Origin of the sequence: Pedobacter sp. MR2016-24, assembly GCF_026239655.1 — a bacterium.
In the GTDB taxonomy this organism is placed as follows: Bacteria; Bacteroidota; Bacteroidia; order Sphingobacteriales; family Sphingobacteriaceae; genus Pedobacter.
This window is the reverse complement of record NZ_JAPIVO010000001.1, coordinates 612,987-635,014: the sequence shown is the minus strand read 5'-3', so window position 1 is coordinate 635,014 and position 22,028 is coordinate 612,987. Positions and strand designations below refer to the sequence as shown.

Annotated in this window: 14 protein-coding genes; all 14 read right to left on the bottom strand. The window is 41.7% G+C overall.

All coding sequences use genetic code 11. The annotated features are described in order from the left end of the window. Positions 1-23 precede the first annotated feature (23 nt). The gene (locus OQX62_RS02840) at positions 24-1,571 is read right to left on the bottom strand and encodes a S10 family peptidase (protein ID WP_265829898.1); all 1,548 of its coding nucleotides are present in this window, start codon (positions 1,569-1,571) and stop codon (positions 24-26) included. 74 nt (positions 1,572-1,645) lie between these two features. Beyond that, complete coding sequence (locus tag OQX62_RS02835; RefSeq protein ID WP_265829897.1) at positions 1,646-2,995, bottom strand: MFS transporter; 1,350 nt, start codon at positions 2,993-2,995, stop codon at positions 1,646-1,648. A gap of 32 nt (positions 2,996-3,027) precedes the next feature. Then, positions 3,028-4,731: an alpha-amylase family protein gene (locus tag OQX62_RS02830; protein WP_265829896.1), complete on the bottom strand. Its 1,704-nt coding sequence runs from the start codon at positions 4,729-4,731 to the stop codon at positions 3,028-3,030. 50 nt (positions 4,732-4,781) lie between these two features. Further along, positions 4,782-7,103, bottom strand: coding sequence for a family 65 glycosyl hydrolase domain-containing protein (locus OQX62_RS02825; protein ID WP_265829895.1), 2,322 nt, complete (start codon positions 7,101-7,103; stop codon positions 4,782-4,784). A gap of 64 nt (positions 7,104-7,167) precedes the next feature. Next, entirely contained in the window at positions 7,168-7,845 is a 678-nt protein-coding gene (gene pgmB / locus OQX62_RS02820) for a beta-phosphoglucomutase (RefSeq protein WP_265829894.1), read from the bottom strand. A gap of 1 nt (position 7,846) precedes the next feature. Then, on the bottom strand, positions 7,847-9,727 hold the full coding sequence (locus OQX62_RS02815; protein ID WP_265829893.1) for a glycoside hydrolase family 13 protein: 1,881 nt from the start codon (positions 9,725-9,727) through the stop codon (positions 7,847-7,849). A 66-nt stretch (positions 9,728-9,793) separates the two neighbouring features. Further along, positions 9,794-10,831 (bottom strand): SusE domain-containing protein, encoded by a 1,038-nt coding sequence (locus tag OQX62_RS02810; protein ID WP_265829892.1) that lies wholly within the window; start codon positions 10,829-10,831, stop codon positions 9,794-9,796. Positions 10,832-10,849: 18 nt separating this feature from the next. After that, positions 10,850-12,418, bottom strand: coding sequence for a RagB/SusD family nutrient uptake outer membrane protein (locus tag OQX62_RS02805; RefSeq protein WP_265829891.1), 1,569 nt, complete (start codon positions 12,416-12,418; stop codon positions 10,850-10,852). Between the two features lie 21 nt (positions 12,419-12,439). Further along, positions 12,440-15,409 (bottom strand): SusC/RagA family TonB-linked outer membrane protein, encoded by a 2,970-nt coding sequence (locus OQX62_RS02800; protein WP_265829890.1) that lies wholly within the window; start codon positions 15,407-15,409, stop codon positions 12,440-12,442. A 439-nt stretch (positions 15,410-15,848) separates the two neighbouring features. Continuing rightward, positions 15,849-16,859 (bottom strand): LacI family DNA-binding transcriptional regulator, encoded by a 1,011-nt coding sequence (locus tag OQX62_RS02795; RefSeq protein WP_265829889.1) that lies wholly within the window; start codon positions 16,857-16,859, stop codon positions 15,849-15,851. A gap of 60 nt (positions 16,860-16,919) precedes the next feature. Then, positions 16,920-18,374, bottom strand: a complete 1,455-nt coding sequence (locus OQX62_RS02790; protein ID WP_265829888.1) for a M28 family peptidase — start codon at positions 18,372-18,374, stop codon at positions 16,920-16,922. Between the two features lie 167 nt (positions 18,375-18,541). After that, positions 18,542-19,513, bottom strand: coding sequence for a polyprenyl synthetase family protein (locus OQX62_RS02785; RefSeq protein ID WP_265829887.1), 972 nt, complete (start codon positions 19,511-19,513; stop codon positions 18,542-18,544). Positions 19,514-19,551: 38 nt separating this feature from the next. Next, positions 19,552-20,520 (bottom strand): YpdA family putative bacillithiol disulfide reductase, encoded by a 969-nt coding sequence (locus OQX62_RS02780; protein ID WP_265829886.1) that lies wholly within the window; start codon positions 20,518-20,520, stop codon positions 19,552-19,554. Between the two features lie 6 nt (positions 20,521-20,526). Beyond that, positions 20,527-21,939 (bottom strand): MBL fold metallo-hydrolase, encoded by a 1,413-nt coding sequence (locus tag OQX62_RS02775; RefSeq protein ID WP_265829885.1) that lies wholly within the window; start codon positions 21,937-21,939, stop codon positions 20,527-20,529. Between the last annotated feature and the right edge of the window lie 89 nt (positions 21,940-22,028).

The window sequence follows — 22,028 nt, the reverse complement described above, 5'->3', positions numbered from 1 at the left end:
GGCGGTAAAAATAGGCATTTTATTTAAAACTTCGCAGCTACTCCTGATTTAGGTAAAGATTTTATAATAAAATCCCTGATATCATCGTTGCCGGTCTGCAGGTCATTCTTCCTCAGATACATCATATGTCCGCTTTCATAGCCTTTCCAGCTCATCCTCTCTTTAAGCCGCCCTCCCGGATCCATTTGCCACATATTATATTTAGCATTAAAATAATCACATGCACCATCAAAATAACCAGATTGAACCATCAGGTGTAGATATGGATTTTGTGCCATTGCCTGACGCAGATTTTCCGCCGTACGGTTCTTCGTATTGTCCCATGGATACACGGAACCAAACATATTGTATTTCAGGTCAGTCTTATAATTCAGCTCCTTACGGATATACATATTGATTGCAGGTGTAAAGGAATGCAGCCATGAAGTCAGTTCCGCATTATAATCAGGTTCTTCTCCTGCATCCTGCCTGTCCATTCCTTTATAACGGGAATCCAGGCGACCTACTGTATAACCCTTATCCCGTAGCAGTTCTTTCCAGAAAAAGTTCTCCGGTACATCCAGGTTGTGCTCAAGAATAACCTTTTCGCTGATACCTGCATACAATGACATTTTCGCAGCGATCTCTTTTCGCTCTGCATCACTTAGCTGACTCCCTTTAGCCATCGCGGGAACAAGTGTGTTCATAGTATAGGCTTCTACTTCCGGCAGAAAATCCTGAACCGTTTTAGCTTGAAAAACAGCGTTCAATGTTTTGTGGTACCATGCAGTAGCAGCAAAATAAGGCAAACGCAGGGCAGCAGTCATTGCGCCTCCCCTGTCAATCCCCAGGTCTGTTGGTGATACCAGGATGACGCCATTCAAATACATCCATTGTGAGTTTTGTAATTCAAGTGCCAGGCCTGAAACACGTGTGGTGCCATAACTCTCACCAATGAGGAATTTAGGAGATGCCCAGCGGTCGTTCCGGGTAACAAATGTATTGATCCACTCTGCCAGGTATTTGATATCTGCATTTACACCAAAAAATTTGGTCCCCGGAATATCTTTGTTGATTGCCCTCGAGTAACCCGTATTTACCGGGTCTATATAAACAATATCTGCCATATCCAGAATGGAAGCACCATTTTCTTTGTAACCATAAGGTTGCACGGGATAACCTTCATCATCGATGTTTAATACCACAGGTCCCGTATAAGCGATATGCATCCATACAGACGCAGAACCCGGCCCGCCGTTAAAGGAGATGACCAGAGGACGACTGGCCCGGTCTTTTACATCTGAACGTTCATAGTAAGTATAAAATAACCCGGCTATTGCTTTGCCTTCTTCATCCCATACCGGTAAGGTTCCGGTTGTTGCCTTATAAGGTACACGCTGACCTTTGATGTTTACCTGATGTTGGGTAACAACAGCGCTTTCGGTAACAATTTTACGAGAGTTAACTTCTTCATTAACGGGCATTGCTGCCGATTTCGGTTTAAGTTGTTTGGGATCCGGTTTTACTTCCTGTGCATTCGCTAGCTGAACGCTGCACAATCCGGCAATAATTAGAGTAGAGATTTTATTCATCCTGCTGATCTTTTGTTTGATAATCTTTAAATATCAAGATAAGGATCAGCATTATGAACAATGCCTTAAAAATGTTACTTCTCTTTATTGCCCTGAATATACAGTACGGATACTGCGCCCAGAATCATGAAGATTCCCGCTAGCACAATCGCATAGATCGCCTCACCATGGTAGAATTTTTTTACAATCAGTCCGCCGAAAAAGCCATTCACAATCTGTGGCATGGTGATAAAGAAATTGAAAATACCCATGTAAACACCCATTTTACGGGCAGGTATGGCACTGGATAAGATCGCATAAGGCATGGAAAGAATACTTCCCCAGGCCAGGCCGATACCGATCATAGAATAAATCAGGTGATCAGGATTGCTGATGAAATAAATGGACAATAATCCTGCTCCACCCGCAATTAATGAAAATGCATGGGCAACTTTACGACTGGTTGCCCTGGCGATTGCAGGTAAAATCAATGCATAAATAGCAGAAACGCCATTATATACACCGAATAAAATACCCACCCAGTTCCCGGCATCAGCAAATTTAACGGAAGAGGTATCACCCGGCAGCACTTTATAGATATGCTGTGCAATAGCAGGCGTGGTAAATACCCACATGGAAAATAAAGCGAACCAGGAGAAAAACTGCACCAGACCCAGCTGTTTCATAGTCAGCGGCATATTTGAGAAATCAGTGAAAATAGACATGATGCCTTTACTCTCTTCTGCTTCAGGTTCTCCGGCATGGTATAAGGCCATTTCTTCCGGCGGATATTCTTTGGTACTGATGACCGTCCATAAAATGGTGAGCAACAATATTGCCGCGCCTCCGTAAAATGAATAGATAACATTATTCGGAATTTGTCCCGCAGCAGCAACTTTTGAAGCACCAAGGTATTCAGAAAATATATAAGGTAACCAGGAGCCTGAAATAGCACCTGCACCAATCAGAAAGGTCTGCATAGAAAATCCAAAGCTCCGCTGACTTTCTGGTAATTTATCAGCCACTAAAGCACGGAATGGCTCCATCGCCACATTAATGGAAGCATCCATAATCATCAGCATCCCCGCACCGATAACGATAGGTGGCATCAGGCTGGCCATCGTGGCCGAATTAGGCATCAGAATTAATGCAATTGCAGTTAGAACTGCACCAACCAGGAAATAAGGTCTTCTTCTGCCAAAACGGTTCCAGGTCTTGTCGCTATAATATCCGATCAGAGGTTGAACAATCATTCCTGTTAAAGGTGCTGCAAGCCAAAAAAGAGAAAGATGCTCCACATCTGCACCGAATGTCTGCAGAATTCTTGATGCATTTCCATTTTGAAGGGCGAAACCAAACTGTATTCCGAAAAATCCGGCACTCAGATTAAAGATCTGGGCTTTAGACAATCTTGGTTTTGAAGCAGCAACTCTATTTTGTTCCATAATGGATAGCTTTTTTGGTTAGTGATGAGCACTTAAAATTCTAAAATCTGCGCGCTCATTGGTAATACCCATACAGGTATTTTATTTTCTTTAATATCGTTAATTTTCAGATCAGACAGCTTATCTTCTGCGTGGGTGAATGGCTTATGCTGTAAAATGCGCTCAGGAATCTGCACCTGGCCTTCCATACGGTAATGACGGTCAAAATTAACCAGGATCAGCAATCGTTGAGTAGCCGTATAACGCACATAACCATACATGCGTTTGTTCATATTCCCGTTTACCGGAATCTCCCAGAATTCTCCCTTAGCCAGCGCTGCAGAAGATGCTGTGAACTGAAGTAACCTAACGTAATAATCCCGCAGCGCCTTCTGTGCGGTTCCAAGCTGTCCGCCATCAAAGGCACCGCCATTCATCCATTTCTGATGCTCAGGTACCCCCCAGTAATCAAAAATTGTTGTCCGGTTGTCTTCTCCGCCAAAGCCTTCTGCTCCCCTTGCAGGCTCGCCTACTTCCTGACCAAAATAAGTCATTACGGGTCCGCCTGATAGTGTTGCTGAGACCACCATTGCAGGAAGTGCCAGTTCTGCCCTGCCAGCAAAACCATTTGAAGCGATACGCTCTTCATCGTGGTTCTCCAGAAAACGTAGCATCTGATCGCCGAAGCCAGCGCTTTCTACTTGCCAGACTTTCCTGATATCATTTACATCTGCATGTTCTTCACTTCTGATCAGCTTTTTAAGGCCATCATAGAGTCCTACTTTATCGTAGAGGTAATCAAACTGACCGGTAGTCAGGTAAGATTTATAAGTAGAGGGATCGTAAGCCTCACCAATGAAAATCAGGCCCGGTTTCACTTTTTTTACTTCAGGAATTACCCATCCCCAAAATGCAAGAGGCACCATTTCTGCCATATCACAGCGAAACCCATCCACCCCTTTATCTGTCCAATATACCAGGATATCCCTCATTTTGGTCCATACTTCCGGAGTGGGATTGAAATGCTGTGCAATATGATTTTCATAATCTACACCATAATTCAGCTTTACCGTTTCATACCAATCGTCTATTCCCGGCTTTTCAGAAAACACATTGTTACCAGTAGCTTTTGCAGGCGATTCCACGTATTTTTGTTGCTGCAGCTCTCCTAATGGACTATGCTGTTCCGCTTTCAGCGATGGTACAACTAGATCTTTTCCCGGAACGTAATAGAAATCGTTCGCTGCACTAAAGGCTACATGCACATCATCCCCTTCACCAAAATCTTTAACCCCGGCAGGTTTAGCATAAGAACGATACTGACGTGCCACATGATTAGGCACAAAGTCGATAATCACTTTCAGGCCCTTTGCATGTGTTCTACGGATCAGTTCTTCAAACTCCCCCATCCTGTTCTTCACCTCAACAGCCAGATCCGGATCCACATCATAATAATCTCTCACCGCGTAAGGAGAGCCAGCCCTGCCTTTCACAACATTTGCATTATTTGCCGCCAGGTCAGTATCATTATAGGAAGTGAGTGTTGCATGAGCAATTACTCCCGTAAACCACACATGTGTAGTCCCTAACTCTTTAATTCCATCCAATGCAGGTCCGTTAATATCTGCAAACTTACCGCTGCCATTCTGTTCTATAGTTCCCCAGGGAATATTCTGTTGGTGCTGATTACCAAATAACCTTGGTAAAAGCTGGTAAACCATTATCTTTTTATTCTCCTGCGCTAAAGCATCATTCATAAATCCTGAAAATATTAATATAACAACAGCTAAATTCCGGCGCAGGGCGATCATACCAATAATCCCTTATAGGCAATTACAGTTTCACCCTCCGGAATACTGTAAGACTTGTTAAAGATATTAATGTCCAGCAATTCTTTTGCAGGATTAATGATAGCCATCTCTTCTTTCCTGATTTTTATCCTGAGCTGAACGCCGCGGAAACCGATGATGAAGGAGAAAGAATTCCATTGTTCAGGAAGAAAAGGATTGAAAGACAAATGTCCGTCACGTACCCGCATCCCGGCAAAGCCTTCCACAATACTCATCCAGGTACCTGCCATGGAAGTGATATGCAGACCGTCTTCTGTATCATTATTATAATCATCAAGATCCAAACGTGCAGTACGGAGATAGAACTCATATGCACGTTCTCCGTCATTTAACTTAGCCGCTAAAATACTATGTACACAAGGCGACAGTGAGCTTTCATGTACGGTGCGCGACTCATAAAAGTCAAAGTTCCGGCGCAGTGATTCCAGATCATAATTATCTTCGAAGAAATACATTCCCTGCAGTACATCAGCCTGTTTGATAAATCCGGAACGCAGGATCCTGTCCCAACTCCATTTTTGATTTAAAGGACGTTCAGTAGCCGGCAGGTCTTTCACCAAAATCTGCTCTTTATCTAAAAATCCATCCTGCTGTAGAAAAACACCTTGTTCTTCATCATAAGGCAGGTAAATATTTTCTGCTACGGCTGTCCAGTCCGCAAACTCTGTAAGCTCGTCTAACGCTGTTTTTTCGATAATCACCTGATATTGCACGGCATCCTCTGCCTTCACTATCCCTGCCGCTTCAACAGCATAACTTAAACACCAGGCAGCCAAAGTATTGGTATACCAGTTATTGTTTACATTGTTTTCATATTCGTTAGGTCCTGTTACACCCAGCATCACAAACTGCTTTTTATCAGCACTCCAGTTTACACGCTGCTTCCAGAACCTCGCAATACCAATCAGTACTTCGAGGCCAAATTCTTTCAGGTAACTTTGATCGCCCGTATACCTGATATAGTTAAATATCGCAAACGCGATAGCTCCGTTCCGGTGGATTTCTTCGAAAGTGATTTCCCATTCATTATGGCATTCTTCACCATTCATGGTCACCATCGGGTATAAAGCGGCTCCCTTGTTAAAGCCTAATTTCTCCGCATTTTCAATTGCTTTTTGCAAATGTTTATAACGGTAAATCAGCAGATTTCTCGAAACTTCCTGCGGTGCAGTAGAGAGATAAAAGGGGATGCAATATGCTTCAGTATCCCAATACGTAGAACCTCCGTATTTTTCGCCTGTAAAACCTTTGGGGCCGATATTTAAACGGGCATCCTTACCCGTATAAGTCTGGTTCAGCTGAAAAATATTGAAGCGGATAGCTTGCTGGGCAGATACATCACCTTCAATGATGATATCACCCTCTTCCCATTTCGCTGCCCATGCAGCAGCCTGCTCTTCCAGCAATACTTCAAATCCTTTTTCTACAGCAGCATTGATCACATTAACCGCAGTAGTTAATAGTTCTGCTGTATCATAAATCTGTGAGGAAAGATTGGTGGCATATTTATAGATATCTACAGTTGAATTTTCCGCGATAGCAATAGAGGCTGATTCCCCCAGGTATTTTTCTTTATTAGCTTCATTTTGGGCAAGTGCTAGAGCTGTGCCGTTATGCAGGACTACCGTTTTAACACCAGTCGTTACTTCAAATGCCGTTTTCTTAGTACGCATGGTCAGGAATGACCCGCTTTCATTCTGGGTTTTACTGACCTCGTCCCAAAATTTCTCATCATAATTGGAGTCCTGATTTTTAACATCGCCATCAATGAAAGAGCTGATCGTTAGTTTAGCAGAGAAATTAAGCGCTACCAGCTGATAATGCAATGCGGCTACCTCGTCGTTAGCAATACTGAAGAAACGTTTTGAGATCACTTTAATTTGCTTCCCCGAAGCAAGTTCAGCCGTGAAGGAACGTTCCAGGTAACCTGCTTTCATGTTCAGCACCCGTTTGAAAGCGGTAACTTTGCATAAGCTTAAATCTACAATCTCGTCATCAACTTTCAGCTCCAGACACATCCAGTCGGCCGCATTTAATACTTTAGCAAAATATTCCGGATAACCATTTTTCCACCATCCCACACGGGTTTTATCAGGATAATATACACCCGCAACATAATTGCCCTGTAAGGTCTCACCACTATAGCTCTCTTCAAAATTTGCACGCTGCCCCATACGGCCATTACCAATACTGAAGATACTTTCAGATATTTTATTCAGGTGAGGATCAAAACCTTCCTCAATAATGTTCCACTCTTCCGCTTGTATATATGATTTCATTAGCTTCTTATCTTTTTTAATGGTTATGAAGAGCTTATTCAGCCTCTTATTTTCCCTTTTATCCTTATTTATTTTCTGTTTTATGTGCAATTAGAGTGATCAGTTCATCCACTGTTACACCAGAAAGATCTTTAATAAAAAGGTCTGCACCGGGCAGGTTTTCAGCTTCTCCCACCGCTATCACCGCCATGTTGGCCGCTATCGCTGCCTGTACACCAGCTGATGCGTCTTCAAATACGATACAATCTTCAGGTGCTGCCTTGAGCAGTTCGGCTCCTTTAAGGAAAACCTCCGGATCGGGCTTGGAAGTAGTTACAGAATTACCATCTACAATAGCATCAAAAAAATGTGTCAGATTTGTTCTTTCCAGGATCAGGCCTGAATTTTTGCTTGCTGAGCCCAGGGCAATTTTTACACCTCTGCTTTTCAGTTGCTCCAGTAGTTCCTGCGAGCCGGGTAATACTTCGGAGGCCGACATTTTATTGATCATATCTACATACCATGTGTTTTTCAGGGTAGCCAGCTCTTCCTTTTCAGCAGCTGTTTTGGTGATCCCGCCCCAGTCTAGTATCATATCCAGTGAACGCATGCGGTTTACTCCTTTTAACTGTTCATTTTGAGCGTGACTAAAATCAAACCCCAATGAATTTGCCAGTTTTTTCCAGGCCTGGTAATGATAAACTGCGGTATCTACCAGGACACCGTCAAGATCAAAAATGCAAGCTATAGTTGAATTGTTCATATTAATTTAGTTCTAGTACCAGCGTTGTTTTTGCCGGAACAGCTATCGTTTTAAAATCGTTTAGTTTTTCGTCGGTCAGTATATTTTTCAGCGAAGTAGTATTCGTCATTTGCTCAGCGAACCTACCAGTTTTTAGTATCTTAGCTTTATCCTCTGCATTGAGGATAACCATCACACTTTTACCTCCGTTTTCTACTGCGCATCTAAAGTAAACATATACACCATCTTCCGGCACATACTGGATCATTTTTCCTGTCTGTAGTGCAGGACTGTTCTTTCTGTAATTAGCCAGTTTGCTGACAAAGTTCCAGGCTTCGTTTTCTTGTTTGTTTCTTCCTGCTGCAGTGAACTTATTGGATTGATCACTTGCCCATCCCCCGGGAAAATCTGAACGTACCAGACCATCAGGATCAGAGAAGTTTTTCATTAAGATTTCAGTTCCATAATATAACTGAGGAATACCTCTCATGGTGAGCAATAGTGCCATCCCTGATTTGTATTTATCGAAATCTTCATTGATAACAGAATAGAAACGGCTCATATCATGGTTATCCCAGAAGATCACATTCCTTGAAGGATCCTGGTACAGGAAGTCCTGTGAAAGCACATTGTATAACCTGAATACGCCATCTGTCCAGCCAATCTTACCATTCAGCGCTTCGTAGATCGTATTTTTAAGCACATTATCGGTAATTCCCGGTAACTGCGTATCCAATCCCCTGTTTACTGTATTACCCTGAGTAAAGAAAGCCTGAGAAGGTACTGAATTTACCAGTGTTTCACCGAAAATGGTTAACGATGGGAATTCAGATTTTAGTTTTGTGGCCCAGTCGGCCATATATGGAGCGTCGTTATACGCATAAGTATCTAATCTCAAACCATCAATTCCGGCATATTCTATCCACCAGATGTGGTTTTGTGTAAGGTAGTTCTGTACGAAAGGATTTCTTTCATTCAGATCCGGCATGCTGTTGACAAACCATCCGTCTACCGTTTTTTTCTTATCGGACTCAGCTGCATGCGGATCCATTACGGGTTCGTCGCGGTAGCTTGTCTGCGTAAAAACCGGCCATTGGTTCAGCCAGTCTTTCATTGGCATGTCTTTAAACATCCAGTGTCCGGTACCAATATGGTTGTGGACAATATCTTTAATGATCTTTAAACCCTGTGCATGTGCCTGATCCACATAGGATTTATAGAATTCATTCGTACCATAACGGGGATCTATTTTATAATGATCCGTTACAGCGTAACCATGGTAAGAAGCATTGGTCATATCGTTCTCAATTTCCGGAGTCATCCAGATCGTCGTAGCCCCCAAAGCTTTAAGATAATCAAAGTGATTGATGACACCCTGGATATCACCACCATGACGGGCATACATTTCTGCACGGTTCATGGTTTTTTCCGCCATGCTTTTAACCACATCATTGGATTGATCACCGTTAGAGAAACGGTCCGGCATCAGGAAATAGATCAGGTCTTTGTTTGTAACACCCTGAATACGTGATGCCGATTTGTCTCTGTTTTTTAATTCATAACTGTATGATCCCTTATTCTTACCATTCTCCAGAAACCGGATAGGGAACTTTCCTGCTTTTGCATCTGCAGCAATCTCCAGGTCAATAAATAAGTAATTAGGATTTTCTACTTTGTGAACTTCTACAAGTTTAACTCCCGGATAATCTACCTTCACCGTATAACCTGCAATAGCTTTGCCATGGACCATGACCTGGAGCTTAGGGTTTTTCATACCTACCCACCAGAACATAGGGTCTACATGGTCAAATTTAGCATTGCTCTTCACAATGCGCTGTGCTTGTACCAGCAAGGGCAGGAGTAAAAGTAATAGGAGCTTGAAGCTTAGATTCAGGTTTTTCATCGGAAATTTAAAAAGAGATTTCAGCAAAAAATGCCCTGACATTAGTCAGGGCACCGGGTGTGTTTGTTATTGTTTTGTTAGTGTGTATCTGTAATTGCCCGGGATACTTACGTTGAAAATAATTTCATAAGTACCGGCTTCAGCGACTGGAATGTTAGTACCACTAAGCTTCAGTTTACCATCGGCAGGTGTGTTTGAACCATAACTGATTACATCAGTTCCATTAGCTCTGAATTTAAGATCGCCCGGAACCAAAGCCCTGGTTACTTTCCATACTTTAGTTACCGGATCGTAAGACATCGGCGTATCTGTAGTGGCAGATCCTGTAGCACTGCCTAAAACTCCAAATGTTGTTTTAGTAATTGAATAAGTAAGTGCTGCGGTATTTGCTTTCAATAAATAATAACCGGCAGTCGCAGCTTTTAAATTATCTCCTCCCGTAGGATTCAGTGTTCCGGGAGATGAGGTACCATAATTGGTATGGTTCCAATCCGGTGCGATGTTTATTTTGAATTCTGTATTTGCATCAGGAAAATAGAGATATCCTTCATAAGACTTGTCATTCGCCACAGAGACTATTTTGGGCGCACGATCTGGCGCCCAGGCCTGGTAGCTGCCAGGTATCCATAAAGCCGGATAAACAACCTCCACATAAAAAGGAGTGACAGTAAGGGGCAGTACATTCGAATATGCAGGCGCATAATTACTACTAATCGTAGCCATTGTTCTTACCTCGATTCGATTAGGCACATCAACTTTTGCACCTATAATAGCCATCATGCTATTGAGTTCATACACAGAGAAAGATCTGGTCAGGCCATTTGACAACGCAATCTCTGTTGCCTTACTAAAGTTATTACCAGCCAGATCCATCTGCAAGGTATAAGAAACACCAGCGTTATAACTAAATGAGGATGCAGTCCAGTTGAAAACTGTAGCCGTAGCTGCGGAATCTGCCATTTTTAGCACAAGTGTATTAGTCGTTGCAGTAATTGCCGGTGCTGTGCCTGTTCCTGCCACAGTTTTTGTTTCATCCTTTTTGCAGGACATGAACAATAGTATCAACATACTATAGCTCAGGGTCTTTATATATAATGATTTCATATCAATTATAATTTCTTGTTAGTAACCTGGGTTTTGAGTCAAATTAGTATTCGCGATCACATCAGATGAAGGCAAAGGGAAGATATTACGGGATGATGCCACAGCACGTCCTGCTTTAATACCACCTTTGAATGGCCATAAATAAGAACCATCCGTGAACTTGCTGAAACGTACCAAATCTGTACGTCTGTAACCTTCCCAGTAGAATTCTTTCGCCCTCTCTGTCAAAATATTATCCAATGTTAAGGTAGTCACATTGCCAGCAGCGCTGCCATAAGCCCTTTCGCGTAGTTTGTTTACATAAGCAATTGCATCAGCTGTGCTGCCACCCGATCCACCGCGAAGTACTGCTTCTGCATAATTCAGATAAGCTTCTGGTAAACGGAAAAGCGGGAAGTCAATTGAACTGAAAGTACCATTTGAACTTGATGGCGTTAATCCGCCCTGGGTTACATTTCTGAATTTGGTTACACGTAAGCCATCAGTAAATACTGCTACATTATCATTAGCCGCTTTATCACCGAAAAACATTGCTCTTTTATCGGCTGCATCTGTAAACACAGCTGGTAGCGTAGATCTTGAACGGATACCGCCCCATCCACCGTTAGGTACACCAAATGACTTCGGATCCATATCACCATTAATAGAGGCATTCACAAGGAAGGTTGTACCACCAAAATTCTGCGTGAAGTTTCCGTCGTAGTTGATTGCCAGAATGGTTTCACGGTTGTTTACATTATTGTCAGCAAGAAACAGGTTTTTGTAAGTATTTTGCAATGCATAACCACCATTTATCACTTTACTTGCATATGTAATTGCTTCAGTGTTTTTAGCCGTACCAGTGTATACATTCGCATTAAGATACAGACGAGACAATAACATCCAATCCGCTCCCTGAGTTACGCGACCATATTCATTTGTTGCAGGCAATAAAGTTTCAATTGCTAATAACTCAGATTCAACATATTTGAATAATTCAGGACGTTTGATTTGCTGTGGAGATACTTTACCAATCAGGTTGTCTTCCGTAAGAAAAGGAGGATTACCAAAAAGGTCCATTAATACCCAGTATTGGTAAGCGCGTAAAAATCTTATTTCAGCTCTGTTTTTAGCAATTTCTTCCGCTTCAGCACCAGTGATATTTCTCGACGCCAGTTTCTCCGGAGTACTTTCACGAAGGAATTCATTTGCAATAGTGATCTGGTAAATACTTCTGCTGTATAATCCCTGAAGCAGGATATTATCAGAAGTAAAAGTCATATTGTTTAAATCGTAAACTCCGGGATCACTCCATACACACAGACCTTCATCTGAAGTCAGCTCCTGCACGTTCCAGTATAAGCGAATAAAATCGGACGCTCCCGCATCAATACCTTTTACGTCGCCATTATCTCCTGCACCACTTCCGCCTACTGTCGCAAAACTTGCGTAAACCTTAGTAAATACCTGCTTGTATCCAGCTGCGCTGGCATATACCTGCTCATTAATGATATCATTTGTTGGTGTTAGGTTCAGGTCTTTTTTACAAGACGAGAACGAAGCCAATACAACAGCTGATGATATGAATATTTTAAATAGATTTTTCATCTCTCTTTATTTTATAATTTATTAAAATCCAACATTAACACCCAGACTGTAGGTCCGTGGTCTTGGATATACTTTGAAATCAATACCTGAACTGATCTCCGGATCCAGACCTTTATAATCTGAAACTACAAATACGTTCTGAACATTTGCTGTAATACGCAGGGTGGTCGTTCTGTTAGGCGAAAGACGGCCGAAGTTATAAGCAAGACCAGCATTATCCATTTTCAGGAATGAAGCATTCCGTATATAGAAATCACTCAGGAATTCATTATTGTTAAAATTCGTCTCGAAGAATGAGTTGGTTGCATTGTTAATCAATCCACTTGGACTCAATAAGTTTCTGCTTACACCAAAATTTGAAGATATGTTATCATAGATGTAATTACCCAGGTTAGCACGTAATACGGTACTCAGCGTCCATTTTTTATAACTTAATGAAGTAGTAAAGCCCATCAATACTTTTGGTGCCGGAGATTTATAAAAATATCTGTCCTGTTCGTTTACCACACCATCATTGTTGGTATCTACATATACCCCCTGAAGTGGTGCGCCGTTGGCGTCATAAACCTGTTTGTAAACCAGATAAGAGTCAGGATTATAACCTGGTGAATTCCATTGCAATGTAGTTCCTGTAGCACCTGTTATTCCTACACCACCATCTTTTCCAACTTTGAAGTTTGGATCCGGGTTAAGGGAAAGATTAGTGACTTCGTTTTTGTTATACGTTACGTTAAAACCTGCATCCCAGTTCAGGTCTTCACTTTTAATGATGCCTACATTGATACTTGCCTCAATCCCTTTATTCTGCATATTACCCACATTTGTTAACAAAATGTTGGTAAAGTTCGTACCTACTGAAATTGGCACTTTACTAAGTAAGTCTTTGGTTTTTTTGCTGTATACATCTATACTACCATAAACACGCCCTTTAAAGAAACCGTAATCAATACCTGCGTTATAAGTGGTTGACGTTTCCCATTTCAGATCCTTATCATAAGCAATTGGTGTATAAAAATGGTAAAACTGGTTACCGATCTGATATTGAGATTCGTTGCTACTGCTGTAATAATTCTGTAAATAACTGTAGTTAGCAATACCATCCTGCTGACCAGTAATACCGTAGCTCAAACGAAGTTTTAAATCAGACAATACTTTACTGTCTTTAAGAAATGACTCATCGATTGCTCTCCAGGTAAAACCAGCGGAAGGAAAATAACCCCATCTGTCATCTTCACTGAATTTAGATGAACCATCAGCACGCATGGTTCCTGATAAAATATATTTGTCATTAAATGTATATACTAAACGACCGTAATAAGAAAGCAGTCGGTTCTGCTGTATATCAAAAGGGAAAACTGGTGTAACAATTGGTGTGCCCAATGCGCTGTAAGTACCCTTGTTATAAGTCTTCGCTGAGTTATCATAGAAACCATAACCTGCTGTAGCGTTGATATTACTCTTAATACCTTTCAGGTCTTTGTTATAGTTCAGGTAAAATTCAACCAGTTTGTTATTTTGCACACCTTCGTACATATCAGCCTTACCATTCTGAGCAAAACTCTGTGCTGCATAAGCTGGCACATTGGTCATACCGTAACCTTTAGAAACATCATAACCTACGTTTGCATTGGCATGCAGCTCTGGTAAGAAGTGGAAAGAGTAATCTAATCTCAGGTTACCAAAACTTCTGTCTGCTTTTGCATTGTTATCATTTTGCTCAATCAATCCCAGAGGATTTCTTGGTGCATTCGGATTCAGCTGACCAGTTGAACCTATCCATTCGAAATATCCACCATACTGATTATTGGCATATACTGGCTGTGTCGGGTCAAATTGAACCGCCGCGCTTACTGCATCCTGGTTAGCAAAATGAGATTCACTTAGCGTTCCTTTTAAGTTCAAATCCACTTTCAGGTGATTATCAAAGAAAGTAGGGTTCAGCGTAATTCCGCCTGAAGCTCTTTTTAAACGGTCAGTAATTAATAACCCTCTTTGATCTAAATAACCGCCAGATACACGATAAGGAACGTTTTTGAAACTTCCTGCGATACTTAAGTTATTATCTGTAGTGAAAGCATTGTTATAGATTACATCCTGCCAGTCTGTATTGGCAGTTCCTAACAAAGCCTTTTGTGCGGCATCGCCATTGGCATTTACATAAGCGCGAACCTGGTCGGCTGTTAATACATCTAATTTTTTAGCAATTGTAGCGTAAGAATTAACCGTACTAAAATCGATAACCGGTGCGCCTGATTTGCCTTTTTTGGTAGTAATCAGGATAACTCCGTTAGAAGCTCTTGAACCGTAAATAGCTGTTGCATTCGCATCCTTTAAAACAGTAAAGGTTTCAATATCATTTGGATTGATTAAACTCAAAGGATTTGCTGCACCTGAAATGGTGTTACCACTGAAAGGTATACCGTCAATTACAATCAATGGATCATTACTGGAATTCAGTGAAGCTCCACCCCTTACACGTATGACACTCCCACCGCCTGGCTGACCACCATTGGAAGTGATAGATACCCCAGCAACTTTACCTGCAATCAATTGCTCTGGTGAAGTGATGTTACCCGTTTGAAAATCTTTAGCACTTACGGTAGTAATTGATCCTGTCAGGTCTTTTTTCTGAGCAGTACCATAACCAATTACAACTACTTCGTTCAGATTTTGCGCATCTGGTTTCAGGTTAAAATTGGCAACTGTATTACCATTCACAGTTACTGTCAAATCTGTAGAGCTGTAGCCGATATAACTTGCGGTTAAGGTAACCGGTCCGTTTGCCAAACCTATAATCCTGAAATTACCATTAACATCTGTACTGGAGCTTTTTCCCTGGCCTTTAACCACCACTGATGCCCCGGGAAGACCTTGTCCCGTTTCATCGATAATTTTACCACTAACCGAACCGGTCTGTGCCTGTACTGTGAGCGCTGCAAGTGTCAAAAAAATCAACACCAAAGCTTGTCTCATCACGTAAAATACTTTCATATTTGATACTCTTTTTGGTTTATATATTTGGATAATATGTTTGTGTACCACACATACGGTAAATTTACACGAGCAGATGATATTTCAAAATTTTATATCAAAAAACATTTTAGCACAATATTTTATATCTAAAAATGGTCAAAAACTACCCTATTATTTTTAGACACTTTTTCAATTAACCATGAAAAAACACACGCATTCAATTGTATTACAAATAGTTATGATACATACAAAGACTTGTAAAGTGTTTTATTTACACTAAGCTATTTTCAGGCTGTTTTACGGGAACGATACCGGGAACGTTCCCGAACTATTCCAGTGTATCTGACAATTCTATGAGAATTGAAAAAGCGAATTCTGCGCGTTTTCAGGAAAAGCAGATTTTTTTTTGCAAAAAAGGTGCGTTTCCAGAGTAAGAAACAGGAAGAATCTGAAGGCCTTATAAGGCAGTAGAATTTCGCTTCACCAGCTTGGAATCCAGCACAATTTCCTGGCTGATATTTACACTCTGAGGATCCTCTAACATCCGGAATAAAAGTGATGCTGCCTCTACGCCAATTTTGGTTGCAGGCTGAGTAACTGTGGTTAGCGAAGGATTTAAAAGAGGAGCGATTTCAAGGCTGGAAAATCCGACTACCTTAACCTGAGCGGGGATGGAAATATCCAGATCATAACAGGCATAATAAGTTGCAAAAGCTAAACGCTCAACCGACGTAAACACGCCGTCAGGTTTCAGCCTGCCAAACATATCTTTTAAAATGATATTGTTTTTCCGGTAGCTGTTGGTACAATCCACCACCAAATGATCATCATATGGAATATCATATTTCTGCAGTGCATCTATATATCCCTGCATTCTTGTTTTACCGATAGACAGGTTTTTGTTAATTACCAGGTAGGCTATCCGGGTACAACCCTGTTTAATCAAATGCTGAGTAGCAGAAAAACTGCTATCATAATCATTGGTAATTACACGGGGTGTTTTGATATCTTCATATACCCTGTCAAAAAACACCAGTGGCAGGCGCTTTTGATTGAGCTCATTCAAATAGTTATGGTCATTAGCCTCTCCTGATACAGACATGATAATACCATCTGCCCTTCCGTTATGCAAATGCCTGATAAAAGATACTTCCTTCTCATAGTCATCGTCAGTAGCATAAATCAGAATATGGTATCCTTTTTCTCTCGCAATACGTTCTATACCATTGATAGCCTGCGAAAAGAAGTTATTAGCCAGTTCGGGAACAATCACAGCGATCGTTTTACTCCGCTGCTCTCTTAAATTACTGGCATAATGATTTGGCTGATAATTGAGTTCTTTGGCCGCAGCCAATATCTTGTCCTTCGTCTCCTTGCTGATATCACTATTATCCCGGAAGGCCCTGGAAACAGTAGACGTAGATAAGTTGAGTACTTTGGCCAGTTCCTTTATATTGATATTTCGCATCGACTAAACAATAATTTTATTTCAAAGCAAATATAGACGAAATTATGAATTGCAGGCAGATTATTCATTTTCCCATCTCCATTCTCCTGCGATCTGCAAAGGTTCTTTCAAATTATTCTCCAGCAAGAAAGCTTTCAGCTTTTCTTCCGATTGACGGGTGACAGGAATCTTGTCTGTATTGGCCAAAGCGTAAGTCAGCATAACACTATAACGCACTGTATTTTTTAATTGCTGTTCATCTACCAGCTTGAAGCTATCACCATCTGAATGGTAAAACTGACCTGAATGATTAGGTAACTCACCTCCGGTACCTCCACCTGTAGGGATTCCCTGTAACATAAAAGGCTGATGATCACTATGCAGACCAGCGCCTGCCAAAAACACATTGCTGAAGCCAGCATCAATTTGATTGATCTGAGCGCCCCAGCCTGTAAATAATGCTTTCATTTCAGACCTGCTTGTAGAGAAACCCTTAGGATCATTGGTCATATCATAGTTGAGCATAAACTTTACTTCGTCAAGCTCATGTTTAGCTTCCGCAGCAGCGATATATGCTTTAGACCCCAGCAATCCCTGCTCTTCTCCCATAAACAAGACAAATTCGACAGTACGCCCGGTTTTGAGCCGCAGTGCACTAAAAGTTCTTGCCATATCAATGATCGCAAATGAGCCAATCCCGTTGTCAATTGCCCCGGTTGCCAGGTCCCAGCTATCCAGGTGACCACCGACAACAATTTTTTCTTCAGGAAGGGAATTACCTTTGAGAGTTGCAATCACATTTCTTGCTTTGATCATTCCTGAAAAATTGGTCATGTTCAAACTGGCAAATTGTGGCGATGTACGCATTTGCTGTTTTACTTGCGTGCCATCTTCCAGACCTATACATACTGCGGGAATAGGAATAAGCTTCCCAGTAACAGACGCTGTTCCTGTAAGTAAAACACCACCTTTTACACCATTTATTAATATGATACCTATGGCGCCATGTTTTGTGGCTATAGCTGTTTTCTCCGACCTATGCAAAGTTGGTGTGCCGGCAGGCGAACCCGGCAAAACACCAAGGTATACCAATGCAATTTTACCTTTTACTTTATCGCCGGATTTCAGATAGTCGTCTTCCAATCCATTTCCCATGTCTATCAGCTCCGCAGTGACCGATGCTTTTACCGGAGAATGTGCCAATGTTACCGACGCCACATTTTTTAGTGAAGCTGTCGTTCCCCCTATCCTGGTTTCATTAGTCAACCTGCTCCAGCTCTCCACTTCAAAAGGCTGATACCGGACTGTATACCCATAAGATTTTAGTAGCTGATAAGCGTATGCCTCTGCCTTAGCCCCGTTCGCAGAACCGGTAAGTCTGTGCCCGATAGTTTCAGTAGCTGATTGGAGCGTACTGTAAGCTTTCGAATTTTGCTGAACTTCTGTATTGATACGTATAAAATCTGGCGTAAAATTGTCCTGAGCAGCGGCAGAAAGAGCCAATCCGATCAGCACAAGGGAGGTGAAAAATTTCATTATGATATATTTACTGATGAAATAAGGAATTGATCAAGCAATAACATCAATACGAGCGTACACCGTTATAGACGGTAGATAAACTAGCCCATGATCGATTTATTACAGTCGAAAACTCAAAAACAGTTGAAATATATTAAAATAAAATTAGAATGGGGGCGGAATAATTATTTTTTACGTTCCGTAGTATAGCGAACCAACTGTTCAAGTCCGGTTCTTGCATCGCTTTCCTCGAAAGTATATAAAATATCAAATGCTTCCTGCTGATACTGGGCCATTTTCTGGTTAGCATAGTGGACGCCTTCTTTTTCATTTACAAAATCAATGATCTGCTGTATTTTCGCAGGCTCATCATTATGATTTTTAACCAGGTTAATGATTTTTTTCTTCTCCGTCTTATCCGCGCGGTTTAATGCATAGATCAAGGGAAGCGTTACTTTCTTCTCTTTGATATCGATCCCCAAAGGTTTGCCAACATCATCAGTACCGAAGTCAAACGTATCGTCTTTGATCTGGAAAGCTATGCCTACCTTTTCTCCGAACAAGCGCATTTTCTCCACTGTTTCCTCATCAGCACCAGCTGATGCAGCACCACAAGCACAGCAGGAAGCAATCAGGGAGGCTGTTTTCTGGCGTATGACATCAAAATACAGTTCTTCACCGATGTCCATCCGCCTTACTTTTTCAATCTGCAGCAACTCTCCCTCGCTCATCTGTTTGACAGCCTCAGAAACAATCTGCAATAAACGGAATTCATTGTTGTTGACAGAAAGCAGCAGACCTTTAGCCAGCAAATAATCTCCTACCAGAACAGCAATCTTATTTTTCCATAAAGCATTTATGGAGAAGAATCCCCTGCGCTCATAGGCATTATCAACCACATCATCATGAACAAGTGTAGCCGTATGCAGTAATTCTACCAGGGCAGCACCACGATGGGTAGATTCTATAATTCCCCCGCAAAGCTTGGCAGCAAAAAAAACAAACATGGGTCTGATCTGCTTGCCTTTCCTTTTCACAATGTAGTGTGTGATACGGTCAAGCAGCGGCGCATCACTGTGCATGGAAGCTTTGAATTTTTCTTCAAAAACTTCGATATCTGCGGCTATGGGTTTCTTAATCTGATTTATTCCTGGCATTCAGGTTTGAAATTATGTGCAAACTTAATTAATTTCAGCTAATTCTTTGCACCAATATGTTTAAAGATCTGATCTGCATGAACACGGGAGTTTTCTATAAACCATTTATGGGTATCCATACCGCCACAAACTACACCAGCGAGATATAATCCCGGCAGACTTGTTTCCATTGTATCCGGATCATAAACAGGTCGGTTTGCATTTTCATCGCCTAAGGTTACGCCCAGCTTTTTCAGCATCTCAAAATCAGGCTTATATCCTGTCATTGCAATCACAAAATCATTTTTCAAGGTAAATGTTTCTGTCTGTGTTTTTATGGTCACGCTATCTTCCTGTATCTCTGTTACCTCAGCATTAAAGAAGGCTTTGATTTCCCCCTCTTTAATCCGGTTTTCAATATCCGGTCTCACCCAGTATTTAACATAAGAACCGATTTCAGGTCCACGGATAACCAGTGTGACGTTTGCACCTTTGCGATAAGTTTCCAACGCGGCGTCAATCCCGGAGTTATTGGCTCCAATAACAACTACATCCTGAAAAGCATACAAGTGAGGGTCTTTATAATAATGGGCTACTTTAGGCAATTGCTCACCCGGAATATTCATCAGTAAGGGAACATCATAGAATCCGGTAGAAATAATCACATTTTTCACCTTGTATTGTCTCTTTGAAGTACTAACCTCAAAATTACCCTCTGTTTGCTTTTGCACCGCGTTTACCTGCTCAAACAGGTTGATATTGAGCTCAAACTTTTCTGCTACACGACGATAATATTCCACTGCCTCATTCCTGTTTGGTTTAGGATTGATGCTCACAAAGGGTACACCACCTATCTCCAGTTTTTGAGAGGTGGAAAAGAAAGTCATGAATACAGGATAATTGTACAGGCTGTTGACCAGCGCACCTTTCTCCACAATCACATAACTCAATCCGGCTGCCTTGGCATTTATTCCACATGCCATTCCAATAGGTCCGGCGCCAATAATCAATACATCGTATTCTTCCATGCTACTCTAATGTGTTGTATTTCCGGCCAGCGCACCATCTGTTCTCTTCAAACCGGTAGTTTTGATAGCGGCATAACCGCCTGCAACATCGATCACCTCATTCACGCCCCTTGCTTTCAATATAGAAGCAGCGATCATGGATCTGTATCCACCTGCACAATGAATGTAATAGGTTTCATCAGATTTAATTTCGTTCATCCATTCGTTGATATAATCAAGCGGGTGACTCTCAACGGAAACCAAATGTCCCGTCTCATACTCTCCGGGTTTACGTACATCTAAAATCTTCAGATCCGGATGCGCGTTCAGGTTCTCCTCAAAATCGGTGACGGAAAGAGATGATATACTGTCAATATCTTTTCCGGCAGCTTTCCAGGTATCGATTCCCCCTTCAAGGTAACCAATTGCCTGGTCATACCCTACCCTGGCTAAACGGGTGATCGCCTCTTCGGCTTTGCCTTCATCTACAATTAATAACAGCGGCTGCTGCAAATCAGTAATTAAAGCACCAACCCAGGGTGCAAACTGTCCGCCTAAGCCGATATTGATAGATGAAGGAATAAAAGCTTTTGCAAAATCCTGCGGATCCCTGGTGTCCAGAATCAAGGCCCCACTATGGTTTGCGGTTACTTCAAATTCTTCCGCTCCCATAGGCATCAACCCTTTCTTGCGGACATCAGCAAAACTCTCATAGCCATTCTTATTAATGGCTGCATTCTTAGCAAAATATTGTGGTGGAGGTAAAATACCATCCGTTACTTCAGTAATAAATTGTTCGCGCGATTTTGCTTTAATCGCGTAGTTTACTTCTTTCTGATGACCAAGCGTATCGAAGGTTTCTTTACTCATATTCTTTCCGCAGGAAGAACCAGCACCGTGCGCAGGATATACCAGCACGTGATCTGGCAGAGGAAGGATTTTACTATGCAGAGAGTCATATAAAGTACCCGCCATATCTTCCATGGTCAGGTTGCCTTTCTGTACCAGGTCAGGGCGACCAACATCGCCGATAAACAAGGTATCTCCTGTAAAAATACAATAGGGTTCACCGTTTTTATCCATCAGCAGGTAAGTTGTGGATTCTGGTGTATGCCCGGGAGTGTGTAATGTCTTAATCGTCAGCTCTCCAATTTTGAAAACTTCGCCATCTGCCGCGATATGTGCCTCAAAATTAGTTGTTGCAGTGGGACCATAGATGATTGTGGCACCCGATTGCTGAGCAAGATCGACATGCCCCGAAACGAAGTCAGCATGAAAATGAGTTTCAAAAATATATTTGATAGTCGCCCCCGCCAGTTTCGCCTTTTTCAGGTAAGGCTGTACTTCGCGTAAAGGATCAATAATTGCCGCTTCGCCGTTACTTTCAATATAGTATGCTGCTTCAGCTAAACAACCGGTATAAATCTGTTCTATCTTCATGTTTTCTGTATTTTTTCTCCTATCCCCGCCTTACATTTAATCCATACCGGTGCTGAGTATTTGATAACGTAAGGGTCGATAGTCAAAAA

Bases quoted from the DNA above. Each gene is read 5' to 3' on its own strand.
- OQX62_RS02835 (WP_265829897.1), bottom strand. From the start codon at position 2,995: ATGGAACAAAATAGAGTTGCTGCTTCAAAACCAAGATTGTCTAAAGCC.
- OQX62_RS02785 (WP_265829887.1), bottom strand. From the start codon at position 19,513: ATGCCAGGAATAAATCAGATTAAGAAACCCATAGCCGCAGATATCGAA.
- OQX62_RS02780 (WP_265829886.1), bottom strand. From the start codon at position 20,520: ATGGAAGAATACGATGTATTGATTATTGGCGCCGGACCTATTGGAATG.
- OQX62_RS02800 (WP_265829890.1), bottom strand. From the start codon at position 15,409: ATGAAAGTATTTTACGTGATGAGACAAGCTTTGGTGTTGATTTTTTTG.
- pgmB (WP_265829894.1), bottom strand. From the start codon at position 7,845: ATGAACAATTCAACTATAGCTTGCATTTTTGATCTTGACGGTGTCCTG.
- OQX62_RS02840 (WP_265829898.1), bottom strand. From the start codon at position 1,571: ATGAATAAAATCTCTACTCTAATTATTGCCGGATTGTGCAGCGTTCAG.
- OQX62_RS02805 (WP_265829891.1), bottom strand. From the start codon at position 12,418: ATGAAAAATCTATTTAAAATATTCATATCATCAGCTGTTGTATTGGCT.
- OQX62_RS02790 (WP_265829888.1), bottom strand. From the start codon at position 18,374: ATGAAATTTTTCACCTCCCTTGTGCTGATCGGATTGGCTCTTTCTGCC.
- OQX62_RS02830 (WP_265829896.1), bottom strand. From the start codon at position 4,731: ATGAATGATGCTTTAGCGCAGGAGAATAAAAAGATAATGGTTTACCAG.
- OQX62_RS02815 (WP_265829893.1), bottom strand. From the start codon at position 9,727: ATGAAAAACCTGAATCTAAGCTTCAAGCTCCTATTACTTTTACTCCTG.
- OQX62_RS02795 (WP_265829889.1), bottom strand. From the start codon at position 16,859: ATGCGAAATATCAATATAAAGGAACTGGCCAAAGTACTCAACTTATCT.
- OQX62_RS02825 (WP_265829895.1), bottom strand. From the start codon at position 7,103: ATGAAATCATATATACAAGCGGAAGAGTGGAACATTATTGAGGAAGGT.
- OQX62_RS02810 (WP_265829892.1), bottom strand. From the start codon at position 10,831: ATGAAATCATTATATATAAAGACCCTGAGCTATAGTATGTTGATACTA.
- OQX62_RS02775 (WP_265829885.1), bottom strand. From the start codon at position 21,939: ATGAAGATAGAACAGATTTATACCGGTTGTTTAGCTGAAGCAGCATAC.